At 67.9% G+C, this 13686-nt stretch carries 8 protein-coding genes; all 8 read right to left on the bottom strand.

What is annotated here, in order from left to right; all coding sequences use genetic code 11:
- Nucleotides 1–103: 103 nt before the first annotated feature.
- Nucleotides 104–3274, bottom strand: coding sequence for a toxin VasX (locus tag AT699_RS16085; protein ID WP_024069106.1), 3171 nt, complete (start codon nucleotides 3272–3274; stop codon nucleotides 104–106).
- Nucleotides 3258–4244, bottom strand: a complete 987-nt coding sequence (locus AT699_RS16090; protein ID WP_024069107.1) for a DUF4123 domain-containing protein — start codon at nucleotides 4242–4244, stop codon at nucleotides 3258–3260. The genes AT699_RS16085 and AT699_RS16090 overlap by 17 nt, the downstream gene beginning before the upstream one ends.
- Entirely contained in the window at nucleotides 4237–6930 is a 2694-nt protein-coding gene (locus tag AT699_RS16095; protein ID WP_024069108.1) for a type VI secretion system Vgr family protein, read from the bottom strand. Before AT699_RS16095 ends, AT699_RS16090 begins: the two co-directional genes overlap by 8 nt.
- Before the next feature lie 16 nt (nucleotides 6931–6946).
- Nucleotides 6947–9631, bottom strand: a complete 2685-nt coding sequence (gene tssH, locus AT699_RS16100; protein ID WP_024069109.1) for a type VI secretion system ATPase TssH — start codon at nucleotides 9629–9631, stop codon at nucleotides 6947–6949.
- A gap of 19 nt (nucleotides 9632–9650) precedes the next feature.
- On the bottom strand, nucleotides 9651–10751 hold the full coding sequence (gene tssG / locus AT699_RS16105) for a type VI secretion system baseplate subunit TssG (RefSeq protein WP_173720672.1): 1101 nt from the start codon (nucleotides 10749–10751) through the stop codon (nucleotides 9651–9653).
- A complete protein-coding gene (gene tssF, locus AT699_RS16110) occupies nucleotides 10715–12553 on the bottom strand; it encodes a type VI secretion system baseplate subunit TssF (RefSeq protein ID WP_024069111.1) in 1839 nt (612 codons plus the stop codon). The genes tssG and tssF overlap by 37 nt, the downstream gene beginning before the upstream one ends.
- A gap of 53 nt (nucleotides 12554–12606) precedes the next feature.
- The gene (tssE, locus tag AT699_RS16115; RefSeq protein WP_006384075.1) at nucleotides 12607–13092 is read right to left on the bottom strand and encodes a type VI secretion system baseplate subunit TssE; all 486 of its coding nucleotides are present in this window, start codon (nucleotides 13090–13092) and stop codon (nucleotides 12607–12609) included.
- Nucleotides 13093–13162: 70 nt separating this feature from the next.
- The gene (locus AT699_RS16120; RefSeq protein ID WP_006384074.1) at nucleotides 13163–13666 is read right to left on the bottom strand and encodes an Hcp family type VI secretion system effector; all 504 of its coding nucleotides are present in this window, start codon (nucleotides 13664–13666) and stop codon (nucleotides 13163–13165) included.
- Nucleotides 13667–13686 lie beyond the last annotated feature (20 nt).

Consider the following 13686-nt stretch of genomic DNA (forward strand, 5'->3'; position numbering starts at 1 on the left):
GCCGTCAGCCGCCGGCTGTGCGCCTGACCGTTCCGACAACAGCCATCCCCAAGCGCCGCTGCGCTCCGGCAATGCCTCCAGATCTCTTTTTTGTTTTTTTTTCCTAGTAGTTGTCAACGTAGACCCCCGACTCAAACCCCGTCTCCATTCCGGGCCGCTGGGTTTCATTCGGCCAATAATGGACCTTCATGCAATAGAATCCACGCAAGCCCAGAAACACCTGAAAAGAGCCTGTCAATTTGGCGCTTTTGCTGATTGGATCAATGGTCATTTGCTCGTTCCTGAACCCCGGGGCAGGAACAAGAGAGGATCCGCTTTGTACCGCAGGCAACGTCGCGTTCTTCCCGGCGCTCATGGTGCGGAAGACCTTCTTTCCGTCCCGATCGTTCCTATAGAATTCGATCGTGACCCGCGTGTCATCAGAATATAGCGGGACCGTAACGTTGTAATGGGCGTGGAAATACCCGTTCCCCACCGCGCCCTTCATCAAGTAACCACTGGCCACCAGGATAATGCGTTCCAGCGCCTGAAGTTCGTCATTCAGATTGGCGAACGGAATGGCCGGCGCCCCGCGCTTGCCGGCGCTTGCCTTGGTGGCGAAGGGGTTGTTGTCGGTGTTGCCAAGCTGCGCACGCTTGCCGAACACGCCATTATCAAGCCAATACTCCACGGGCAAACGACTGGTATCGTCGGTTCCCGCCGCGTTCACCGCGGTCCATATAGCGACTCCCAGCGCAGCGATCGTCAGCAAGGTCCAGCCGACCGGTCCCAGCGACAGCCCCAGGACCGCAAAGGCGGAACCTCCGCCAGCCACCGCCATCGTCGCCCCATAGCCTGCCGCCCCCGATATCACGGTCGCCAGCGCCGAGGCCGTACTCCAATACGCCGACGTATTGTTGCCCGCTTGCCGCTTGCGGTATGCCCCATAGGCGGTCGCCAAGCCATCCAGAATGCCGGCCGCCAAACCGAGCTTGGCGCCCTGCCGCATCAGTTTCAGCGAAACCTCCTTGGAAACCAGCGCGCCGATAGAGGAAGCCAAATCGAAACCGATGCTGACCGTGGCAACGATGTTTGCCGTCGCGCCCGCGCCGCTCGTCATTCTGTCCTCTATCGAGGCGCCTTCCTTGAGCGTCGCCGCCAACGCGTTGATGGCGCCTTGCGCCTGGAAGAACATGATCCCCGAGCCCAGGGCGGTGGACGCCAGGTTCCCCGTCAATGCAACGCGGCCGTTCAGATAGGGGTTCACCCGGGCCTGTTCACGCAACGGTAATTCGATTTCCTGCAGGGGCGTGCCTCCCGCAAGGGAGCGGCTGAGCTTTTCCCCCTGGGCAAGCTTCTTGAAGGTGAATGCGACCACGGCGGAGATCGTCATTCTGTCCTCGGGCAAATCCAGATACACGCCGCGCCCCATTGTTTCCGACAGGCTCAGGCCGCGCTGGCCCAGGTTGCCTTCCTGCGCCAGATAGCCTCTGCCAGCGGGCAAGGCGCCGCCCACACGTATCGGCGCGCGACCTTCTATCGGCTTGGTCGCGGCTTCTTCCAGCAGATTCTTGATCTCCGCCAACGGCCCCTTCAGCACCGCCGGTGAGACCAGCAAGTCGTCACGCGTGACCAGCGTCATCGCGATGCCGCGCATGAGCCGGTTGTACGTCTTGGGATCATTGATCATCAGCTTGACCAACTGCCCCGTCACGGTATCCACCAGCGTGGCGGTGGCCTCGTTATAGCGCCGTTTGGCTCTCAAGGCTTCGCGCAGATTATCGATCTTCAATGCGCCGCCTTCCATATACGGAGTCACCATCGCATAGGCAGCCCTGATGATCGAACCGGCTTCGTCGACCGAACCCGTGTCCGCCAGCAGCTTGTAGAGATCCGAATTGCCCGCGGACAAGCTTCGATAGAACCAGTTGTCCGGATCATCGACCGACAGCTTCCAGAGTTCCGCCCAGACCTCCACGCGTTCCCTTTCGGTCTGGCCCGAGCCGGCAACGCAAGACGCCGCCATATGTTCGCGTCGCACCCCGGCCATATCATCCCGGTCGCAGAAATCGGAGCGCTGCTGTTGTTTCCAACCCTGGCATTTGATCCAGGTCGTGAATAACGCGCTCAGGTTCTCTATCTGCGACATCAAGGACGTCTTGCCTTCACTGTCCGCAAGCGCCGCCTTCCATGCCCCGGTGTCTATGTTCCGTTCGTAGCGCTCCGGCCCATAATTGGCCGCCCAGAACGGCCCTGGATTGGCCTTCGCGCTCAGGCACATGCCTTGGATGATATCGGCGATGACACGTTTGCGGGCGCGCTCCGGATCGAGCGCTCCTTCAAGCACCGACGCCCGCGCGGCCGCGATATTGCGCCGCAGATTCAGTTCCTGCACGATCCCCACCGGATCGGGCAGCACCAGTCCCACTCCCCATTGCAACGCCGGCAGCTTCGAATTCACCCCCCACATGGATGCGGTCAACAACTGCGGTTCCGGCTCGGCGCGCAGCTGCAGCGGGTTGTGCAGCCCCGCGTTCAGGCAGCGCTGCACGTCCGCCGGCGCGTAGTCGGCGACGATCTCCGTGATGTCGGGCATGGTCAGCTTGCAGGTGTTGGGCGCGGTGCTGCCCGGCCCCACCTTGCCGTCGGCAATGTCCTTGACGTTCAGCTCGGTCATGCGGGCCGTGCGGCAGCCGTCCTTGTCGTCTTCGTAATCCTTGCGGGTCTCCCTGTCCCAGACGTAGCGGCTGTAGGCGATCCAGACCTTGGGGCTGCGCGCGTGATCGATGGTGATGAACTGCGTGGCGGTGTTGTTGTGCCCCTCCGACGAGCAGGCCTCGGACAGCGGCTTGGTGGTCTCGGCGTCTTCCGGCATCTTGGCGACCGGGATCTTGCGGTAGTAGCCCTTCTTGTCGAGCAGGTAGCCGTCCCAGGTCTTGTCCTGCTTGAGCACGTACAGGTAGCCGGCGGCGGGCACGCGCACGAAATAGGTTTCCACCGGCAGCCCGGCGGGGTCGAAGCGCGGATCGAACAGCCGCACCTTGGCGTGCGCGTTCAGCTTTTTTTCCAGCCAGGTGCTGTACATGCGATGGGCGGGAATCTCCCATTGCGTATTGCTGGCGCCGCCATGCTCGCTATTGGCCCAGGCTTCGCGCACCATGGGGCGCGGCAACGGCGCCGGCACCAGCGGCATGATCGCCACGCCGCCCTGCTTGTCGCAGTTGATGCACTTGCCCTTGGTTTCGCCGCAGGTATTCGCCGCGGCGGCGCAGCGCGCGTTAGAAAGCTCGGCCATCCCTCACCTCTGTCTGCTTCGATTCGGATGCCGCGCCGGTCCATTGCCGCACGCGGTTCCATTGTTCTTGCGTGATGTCGTTCAAGGCCGCCACCGCCGCGATGCCATTGGCCTGCATGGTCGCCATGGCGTGGCGGATGTCGGGGTGCTGGTCGAAATGCGGGTGCACCAGCAGGCCGTGCAAGGCGTAGTCGACGATGTCGGTGTCCGTCTCCAGCCCCCAGCGCGCCTGGGCGCGCGCCACCAGCCGGTCGGCGCGCGCGCGCAGGCGGGACTCGCCCATGTCGTGGCCAGCCTCGGCCAGGGCGTCGAGCGCCTGGTTGACCCAGCCGGCGCGTTCAAGCACGGCGCATTGCGCGCGATCGAGCACCAGCGGCGCCGCCGGACCGGCCTGCGGCGCGCCAGCGGCCGCCGACCGTTCATACTGGAGCGCCAGCTCGCCGGCGGCGCGGCCCGGCCGCCAGCAGGCCCGGACCGGCGCCAGCCATTGGGCCATCTGGTCTTCGGACAGCACTTCGGCCAATACCTCGGCCACGCGCGGGTCCCAATGACGCAGCGTCACGGGGTCGGCGCGGTCCGGCACCAGGCAGCGCGCCATGCGCGCCAGATGCCGGGCCAGCGCGGCGGGCGCCACCGGGCTGGCGATCCAGCCGCAGATCGGCCGATGGGTCCGGCCCGGGCCGGCGGCCGCGCACGCCGCTTCGACGGCCAGTTCGATCGCATCGTCGCGGCCGAACTCGCCCAGTTCGAGCAGGTAGGGGCAATGTTCGGCCAGGAAGCGGCTGCGATCCAGGGGCAACGCGACGGCCTGCCCCCGGCGCCTGGCATGGGCCAGCGGATCCTCGATGGTGGGGTCGACCAGAACGTACAGCCGGTCTTGCGGCAGGCCCGAGGCGGCGGCCAGCAGTTGTTGGTAGAGCCGCGAGACGGCGGCCCGGTCCGCGTCGCGCGGAAAGTCGCCGTCAAACAAAGGCCGACCCTCCCGCCGCGGCGCTGTTGACCTTGCTTGGGCAATCCTTGAATTCACCCGAGGGCGGGGCCAGGTTGCCGCTGGCCGTCTGCGGCCCGACCCAGCTGTGCGCGCCGGCCTTCAACTCGACCTTGCCCGGCGCATGCAGCTGGATGCCGCCGCCCTCCAGCCGCAGATAGGCGCCGGCGGCCGTGGCCAGCACGCGCTGCTTGCCCTCGACCAGCACGTTGGCGCCGGCGGAGGCGAAGGTCACGGCTTTTTCGGCGCTCAGGGTCATCCTGGCGTCCTGGCTGTGCAGGCGCAGCTTGCCCCCGGCCGCATGCAAGCGCAGGCCCGCGTCCTTGACCGGCCGGCCGCCGCCGGCCGCGTGGCCGGCCGTGAACAGCAAGGCGCCGCCCGCCACGCCCACCGCCAGGTGCGCGCTGCTGGCCCAGTTCACGTCCGGCGCGATCTGCGCGAAGGTGGCGCCGGCCACCAGAAAGGCATTGGCCGGCGTGTACTGGCCGATGCCGCTGGGCGCGCTGACCTGGATGTGCGGTTCGCTGTAGGCCGCCACCTTGACGGCGGCTCCCTGGGGATTGGGATCGTCCTGGGTGGCCTCGACCACTTCCAGGATGTGTTGCAGGCCCTCTTGCGCCGGCAGCGCTTGCGGGTCGCCGTCCAGGATGGCCTTCTGCCTGACCGCGACGTCGGCCAGTTCCCTGGCCGCTTCCAGCGCGGCCTCGATCTGCTTGGAGGCCTCGGCACTGTCGAGCAGCGGCCCTTCGGCGTTCTCGCGCAGATCGGCGCTCAGCAGCAGCCCCGAGCCGCCGCGCAGCGCCACGGCCTCCTTGGTCGACAGCTCGGCGCCATGGCCCAGATCCTGCAGCCGCTCGTTGTCGCGCTGCTGCTTGACGTGGCCCAGGTTCAGGCGCGCATCGGCCTGGGTGGTCGAGGCGGTCAGGCGCGACTGGCCCGGCGTGTCGTCCTGCACCAGCTGGTTGTAGCCGCCGGTGCCGGCGCCGCTGCTGGCCAGGGCCTGGGTCTTGAAGCCGGACATCACCGCGTTGTGGGCGTGGCCCTCGTTGGCGCCGGCGAACCAGGCCGGCGCATTGCCAGTGGCGTTGGCGCCGCCCGCCTGCACCTTGTTGTGCGAGGCATCCTCGGCGCCCTCGCCGTTGTAGAGCGCGCCCACCACCACCGGCCGGTCGATGTCGCCATGCAGGAATTCCACCAGCACCTCCTGGCCCACGCGCGGCACGAAATGGCCGCCCCAGTCGCCGCCGGCGACGGGCTCGGCCACGCGCACCCAGGTGCCCAGTTCATCCTTGGCGGGCGCGTTCTCTTCCCCCGAAGGATGCGCCATCCGGCTGCTGGAGGCCTTGCCGCGCTGCCAATGGAACTGCACCTTGATGCGGTGATCGCGGTCGGTGTGCACCGGTTCCTCGGCGCCGATCACCAGGGCGGTCTGCGCGCCGAACACAGTGGGACGGGGGTGCAGGCGCACGCCATGGCCATCCTGCGTCGCGGGGCGGAATTCGGTGTCGCTGCCGATGCAGGTGAAGGCGTTGCGATAGAAATCGGCGTCGTCGCTGTCGCCGCCCCCCAACGCCTCGCTCACGGCACGGCCGAGGTCGGCGTCGAAGTTGTTGCGGGCCTGGTGCGTGATGGCGATCACCACGAAGGCGGACGCGCCGCCCTGCTGGTAGTGGCCGGTCAGCTCGAAACGCTGCCCCGGCGCCAGCGTGCGCACGGTGCCCGCGCCTTCGATGCTCTGCTGGCGCACGCGCAACGCGGCCAGCGCATTGTGCGCCAGCCGCTCGCCCTGCGCGCTGTCCTCGTAGGCGTACTGGCCGGGATAGTCGTCGCTGACCAGCTCGATCGCGTTGGCCAGCTTGCCGGCGTCCGCCTGCGCCGAGACCGGCCGCGCCTGGGCACTGCGGTAGTCCCAGCTGGCCATGCGCACGGCGTTGGTCTGCCAGCGCTGGCGCGGACTCCAGTGCTGGATGCTGTCTTCGGTTTCGGTGACGTCGGCGCGCGCGAAACGCACGCTGGCCTGCGGGCCGGGCTTGAAGGCGCCGTTGTGGTCGGCGATGACCAGGGTATGGCCGTCGTCGGCGTGCTCGACCCAGTAGAACAGGCCCTCTTCGGCCAGCAGGCGCTCGACGAAGGCGTAGTCGGTTTCGCGGTACTGGATGGCCAGGCTGCGCTTGGCGTAGGCGGCGCGGTCCTTCACTTCCCAGCGCCATTGCGGCGCCAGCGCCCCCTGGCCCTTGTAGTCGCCGAAGATGCTGTCGACGATGTCGATCACCGTCTTGTCCTGGTAGGCGAAGCTGTCGCGCCGCGCCCGCAGGAACGCCAGCCACGGCTCCACGGTCAGCCCATAGCGCGCCAGGCCGCCATTGGCGCCCAGGAAACGCACCGCCGTGGCGTGGCCGTGCCACAGGCGCGGCTGCTCGCGGTCCAGCGCGGTCTGCAGGCGCTGGGTGACGGGCTGGCCCATCAGGGCCTTCAGCGGGATATGCGCGTCGTCGGACAGCGCGGTGATCTCCAGGCGATAGGCGCCGCCGCTCAATTGTTCGGTGGCCGACAGGGTCTCGGCCACCAGGCGGTTATCGCCCAGCGGCGTGCGCAGGTCCAGCAGGCGGTTGGCCTGCGCGATGCCGGCGGTCGACAGGCGGGACAGTCCGGAAGAATCCTGGGGCATGATCGCGGCTCCTGGCTCAGGTCAGGCGGTAGCGAAAGTCGCCGTTCTTGCCGGCCGTGACGCGGATGCGCGCAATCGCCTCGCCCTGCGCCATGCGGCCCAGCACCTGTTCGGCGATCTGCGGCAACAGCGTGCCGTTCAGGATGTGGTCGACGTTGCGCGCGCCGGTGTCGACCTCGGTGCAGCGCGCCAGCACGGCCTCGACCAGCGCGTCGTCCCAATCGAACACGGCGCGGTGGTTGGCCTGCACCCGCTCGGCGATGCGGGCCAGCTTCAGGCCGATGATGCGCGCCAGGGCGTCGTCATCCACCGGGTAGTAGGCAATGGTCTTCATGCGGCCCAGGAAGGCGGGCTTGAAGGCCTTGTACAGCTGCGGCGCCAGCAGTTCCTGCAAGGCGTCCGGATCCGGCCGTTCCTCGGCGGTCTTGTTCAGGCAGGCCTGCATGATGGTCGACGAACCGACGTTGGAGGTCAGGATGATGAGCGTGTTGCGGAAGTCGATCTCGCGCCCTTCGGCATCGTCCATGACGCCCTTGTCGAACACCTGGAAGAACAGCTCCAGCACGTCGGGATGGGCCTTCTCGATCTCGTCCAGCAGCACCACGCTGTAGGGCTGGCGCCGCACGGCTTCGGTCAGCACGCCGCCTTCGCCGTAGCCGACGTAGCCGGGCGGCGAACCTTTCAGGCCCGAGACGCTGTGGGCCTCCTGGTATTCGCTCATGTTGATGGTGACCAGCTTGCGCTCGCCGCCGTACAGGATGTCGGCCACCGCCAGCGCGGTCTCGGTCTTGCCCACGCCGGAGGGGCCGACGAACAGGAACACGCCCTTGGGCTTGTTCGGGTCTTCCAGGCCGGCGCGCGCGGTGCGCACGCGCTGGGCGATGGCGTGCAGCGCGTGATCCTGGCCGATCACGCGTTCGGCCAGCAGCGGCTGCAGTTCCAGCACGGTGCGGATTTCGTCGTTGACCATGCGGCCCAGCGGGATGCCGGTCCAGGCCGAGACGATCTCGGCGATCACCTGCGCATCCACGTAGGCCGGCACCAGCGGCGCCTCGCCCTGCAGGGCGCGCAGTTGCTGCTGCAACTCGGCCAGTTGCACCTGGGCGGGCGTCGGCTCGGCGGCCTTGCCGCCGCGGCGCTTGCCGGTGGTTTCGGACTCGGGTTCCTGGCCCGCGGCTTCCAGCTCTTCGCGCAGCGCGTGGATCTGCCGCACCAGCTCGCTTTCCTGGGCCAGGCGCGCCTCGGCGTCGGCCAGCTGCTGGCGGGTGGCGGCCATCTCTTCGTCCAGTTCGCGCAGGCGGGCCGATTGCGCGGCGCCGGCGGCGGCCTCGCGGCGCAGGGCGGCGCGCTCGGTTTCCTGGCGCGCCAGGCGGTGGCGGGCGTCGTCGATCAGGGCCGGCGTGGCGCTGCGGCCCAGCGCCACCCGGGCGCAGGCGGTGTCCAGCACGCCGACGGCCTTGTCCGGCAGCTGGCGGCCGCTGATGTAGCGGTGCGACAGGCGGGCGGCGGCGACGATGGCTTCGTCCAGGATGCGCACGCCGAAATGGCTTTCCATCAATGGCGCCATGCCGCGCAGCATGCTGGCGGCCAGCGTCTCGCTGGGTTCTTCCACCTTGACCACCTGGAAGCGCCGCGCCAGCGCGGCGTCCTTTTCGAAGTACTTCTTGTATTCGCTCCAGGTGGTGGCGGCGATGGTGCGCAGTTCGCCGCGCGCCAGCGCCGGCTTGAGCAGGTTGGCCGCATCGTTCTGGCCGGCCTGCCCGCCCGCGCCGATCATGGTGTGGGCTTCGTCGATGAACAGGATGATGGGCGTGGGGCTTTGCTTGACCTCGTCGATCACGCTTTTCAGGCGGTTCTCGAACTCGCCCTTGACGCTGGCGCCGGCCTGCAGCAGGCCCATGTCCAGCGTGCGCAGCGCCACGCCGGCCAGCGCCGGCGGCACGTCGCCGGCCACGATGCGCAGCGCCAGGCCTTCGACCACCGCGGTCTTGCCGACGCCGGCCTCGCCGGTCAGGATGGGGTTGTTCTGGCGCCGCCGCGTCAGGATGTCGATCATCTGCCGGATCTCGGCATCGCGGCCGATCACCGGGTCGATCCTGCCTTCGCGGGCGCGCTCGGTCAGGTTGGTGGTGTACTGGTCCAGCGCCGGCGTCTTGGACAGCGCGGCCGCGGGCGTTGCGGCCTCGCCCTGAACGGCGTCGTCGCCCAGCGCCACCGATTGGCCGGCCTCTTCCGAGCCGGCCGTCAGGGCCGCGAAATCGTGCTTCAGCTCTTCCAGCCGGAACGACTCGAACAGGCGCGAGCCGCGCCGCGCCAGCGCCGCCAGATCCGGCTCGGTCAACAGCGCCAACAGCAGGTGGCCGGAACGGATGCGGGTCGTCTGCGTGTCCAACGAGGCGATCAGCCAGGCATGCTCGAACAGGCGCGGCAGGTGCGGCGAAAACACCGGGGTGCGGGTATTGCCGTTCTTGAAGCCGCGGATCTCGGCGTTCAGGTCGGCCTCCAGCACCGAGGCCTCGATGCCGCTGCGGCGCGCCACGATGCTGAAATCGCTGGCGGGCTTTTCCAGCAGCGCCAGGAACAGGTGTTCCAGGTCCACCTCGTAGTGGCCTTGCGCCATGCACAGGCTGGCGGCGCGCTCGGCGGCCTGGCGGCAGGTCTGGTTCAGTTTCCCGATCAGGGTTTTCAGGGGAGTGGCCATGTTCTGGGTTGTCTTGTTCTCAGTGGATGGTGTGCAGTTCGTAGCTGGCGTCGTCGCGATCCGACGCCGACGGTTCGGTGCAAAGAAAGGAATTCCAGCCCAGGCGCGCGCCGCCGCCCTCGGCGTCGCCGCCCAGCGCGCTGCCGGCGACGTCCTCCTTGGCCATCACCAGCCGCACCTCGTATTCGAAGCTGAGCCCGCCGAACATCGTCAGCAGTTTCTCCAGCGCCTGGGCGCGGGCGCCGCCGGGCAGGAAATCGGCGAACGCCGAACTGGACAGCGGGCCGATCCACAGCCGGATGCGCAGGTCGCGCTGCCAGATGCGCTCGCCCGCCATGGCGGACACGCCCAGCACCGCGCCGGGACGGCCCAACTGGGTGCGGTTTTCGGGCGGCACGTGGTACCAGCGGCCGACGAACTGTTCGACCCGCAAGCTGACCTGGAAATAGTCGGCCAGCACCCGCTGCAGGTACGCGGCCGACACCGGCCGCTGCCGCGCCGCCGCCGCGTAGTGCGCCAGCGATTCGTCGAACACGCGGCCCTCGCCGGCATGCAGGCGGTCGCGCAGCGCCGGATGCCCTACCCCGCCCAGCGCCAGCAGCAGCGGCAGGTAGTGATGGTCCTGTTCGGTCTCGTGCCGCAGCGGCATGCGGTACTTCTTCCAGGCCGCGTAGAACAGCGCCGCGGCCCGGTTCGAGAAGATGTCGAAGAAGGCGCGGGCGCCACGGTCGCGCGTGGCGCTTTCGCGGTGGCTCAGGATCTCGGAGTAATGCAGCGGCAAGGCGCCCTGCCCGCCCAGCAGGCCGAAGAAGGCCGGCTCGATCTCCACCCGTCCCAGCGTGCCGGCGGCCAGCGCCGCCAGTCGCGCGTCGGCGTCGTGCAGGGCCTGGCCGTTCTTGTCGAAGGCGGTCAGCCCCGCGATCTCGCTGGCCGGAAAACCCAGCGACGACGAGTTGACGAAGCGCAGGTGCGCCGGCACGGCATTCCTGGCGCGCGTGCCTTCCTGGCGTGCGAACCACAGTTCCAGCACCCGCACGGCCTGGAAGAACTTGAAGCGCTGCGGCTCGGCCAGCAGCGATTCGATTACGCTAGGATCGCGTCGCCGTTGCATGGGGGACACCGTAGGATTTCTTCCGCGCCGCGGCGCGACAGCACCACCAACTGCACGAAGCTGTTGGCGTGCACGTAAAGGCCGAAGAAGCGGTTGAGCACCGCCACGAAGGCATGCAGGCTGGTGCCCACGAAGTTTTCTTCATTGATCGTCAGCCGGATCTCGATGCCGCGCACGAAGGTCGCGAACGGCTCGCCCGGCATCCAGTGGGTGGCGGGCTTGTAGTCCAGCCCCACCAGCCCTTCGATCTGGCGCGCGGCCACCGCCGCGTGCGACAGGTCGTACAGGCGCAGGGTTTCCTTCAAGGCCGGCAGGCCGCTGTGCACCAGCGACAGGTGGTTCAGCGCCAGGTGCGAGATCAGGCGCCAGTGCGCCGCGCGGCCCTGCTGGAAGCGGTGCGTATGGGTCGGGCGGCGCAGCATGCGGATCTCGCGCGCCACCGAGCCGCCTTCCAGGAACAGGTCGCCGCCGGGCTGGCCCACCGCCAGGTGCGACGGCAGGTCGCGATTGGTGCAGGTCAGCTCCAGGCTCAGCGTTTCGGTCTGCGGCAGGGCCGGATTGAAGTCGATGTCGACGATGGACATCTCCATTTCGTAGCCCGGGCTGCGCTCGGCCACCATCGAATCGCGCCGCGCGGTCCAGTAATGGCTGGCGCCCTCGGGCGTCTCGCCGTGGTGCAGCGAATAGAACGGCCGGAACTCCACCACCGAATCGCCCTGCGCGTTCTGCCGCACCAGCCGCACGCGGTCGATGGAATAGACCTCGTAGCCGTAGGCCCGGCGCGCATCGGCCACCACCGGGTAGGAGGCCGCCGCATGCGTGACGCGGATGGGATCGGCGCGCTGCTCGAACAGGTTGATCACCGGCGTGCAGCCCAGCCGGAAGTTGTCGGCCGAGGCCGATTCCAGCAGGCGCGCGGTATTCGAATCGGCGCGCAGCCCCTTGACCGGCAGGTGCAGCGTGAATTCGCGCAGCGGCCCGACCGCGCGCCGCAGCGCCGCCAGGTCGATGTCGACGAAGTTGAATTTTTCGGAAAAGACGAAGTACTCGGCCAGCAGCCGGTAGGCCGGATGCGAGCTGGCCGGAAAATCGATCAGCGCGTCGTCCTCGGCCAGTCCCACCTGGGCCAGCGGCACGTCCGGCAGCCGGTTCCAGCGGCCGGGTTGGGTCTCGATGTAGGCCGCCGCGGTGCGCAGGAACAGGCAGTCGCGCAGCGCTGCCACGAACGACGGCTCGCCATGCAGATAGACCCGCAGGCGGTCCACGGCCAAGGTGGCGAAGCTCTGCGTTTCGGCCAGGCAGGCCAGCGTCAGCGACAGGCGGCCGGTCACGCCCGGCGGCAGTTGCGTGGCCGATGGCGCGTTGGCGGTCGAGGCGAACGTGGCCTGGCGGATGGCCACCGGCGCCAGCGTCACGTCGTAGGCCGTGCGGAAGCGGCAGGCCACGCCGCGCACGGCGTGCGATTTCAATTCGGTGCCCCGCGCCACGCGCACCGGCGCGGTCAGTTGGGCCGCCACCCCGCCCATGTCGAACTGCGCGATCGAACACGCCGGAAACGGCCGCAGGTAATGCGGATACATCACTTCGAACAACGCTTCCGTGAATTCCGGATAGTCGTCGTCCAGCTTCTTGTTGATGCGCGCGCCCAGCAGGGCGAATGATTCGATCATCCGCTCGACGTGCGGATCCTCGCAGGTCTCTCCCGACAGCCCCAGGCGCGCGGCGATCTTCGGATAGCGCTGGGCGAAATCCCGCGACGAGCCGCGCAGGAACCCCAGCTCGCGTTCGTAATACGGCAGCAGTTCTTCCATCTTTCCCTTCCTCGCCGGCGGCTGGCCGCCGGCGCCCGCGTGCGTTTATGTTGTCAGGCGGCCGCCGCGGCCTTGGCCCAGCCCTTGCTGACCGAATACTGCAGCGTCGACGGCTGCAAGGTCGCGTCGAACGTCACCGGCTCATGGGCCGGGCCGACGTCCAGCATCGCGGTGATCGCGAAATACAGCACCGAGGTGGCGCGGCTGTCGACCTGGAGCACCACGCGCACGTGCGTCAAGCGCGGCTCGTGGCGGGCGATGGCCTGCTCCAGCGACCGGCAGATGAATTCCCGGTCGTAGTGGCTGGCCAGGCTGAGCCCGGAGAAATCCGACAGCCCGTAGGTCAGGATCGACCGCTGGCAGTTCGGATAGCGCTTGAGCGACTCCTCGGTGAAGACCATGCGGGTATTGAGCAGGGCCTCGATGTCGCGCGCGACGGTTTCCTTGATTTCCTCGACGGACAGGCGCCGCAGCGCGTGCGGCGCCGGGCCGTCCCCGTCGAACAGCTTGTCGAACAGGCTGGGTTCGAATCCCTTCATCACGGACCTCTTTCAGGAAAACCGCGGCCCGGGGACGAGCCGCGGCCTTCGCCTTGCCGCGCGGTCGGGATCAGACCGAGTAGGTCTTGTCGTTCTTGGTCAGGCTCCAGGCGCCCTGGGAATTGCCGCCCTGGTTGCCGCCGACCTTCTGCTGCGTGTACTTCCACTGGACCGCGGCGTACTTCAGCGAGAACGATTCGTGCGGCAGGCCTTCGCTGACCACTTCCGGCGCGACGCGCGAGATGATCACGTACTTGAGCTTGATTTCCAGGTACTTGACGCGGTTGCCTTCGCCGTCGGCGCGCAGGAAGTCGATGGTCACTTCGTCAAAGGTCGTGCCGCCCGAAGCGTGCTGGTAGAGCAGCGGGCTGACCACGTCCAGGTCCTTGGTGAAGACCATTTCGCCATGCTCGGTGCGCTCGGCGGTGTGGCCGCCCGAGGTCGAGGCGGTGGCCGACCGCGGCTGGATGATCTCGTGGCGCCACGAGCCCACTTCGATCCAGTCCGGGTGATCCTTGTCCTGGGACTCGCCCTTGAGCGCGGGATTGCCGAATTTGACGTAGATGTCCTTCATTAAAGTACTCTCCGGTTAAT

This window comes from Achromobacter xylosoxidans, from assembly GCF_001457475.1.
GTDB lineage: Bacteria > Pseudomonadota > Gammaproteobacteria > Burkholderiales > Burkholderiaceae_B > Achromobacter > Achromobacter xylosoxidans.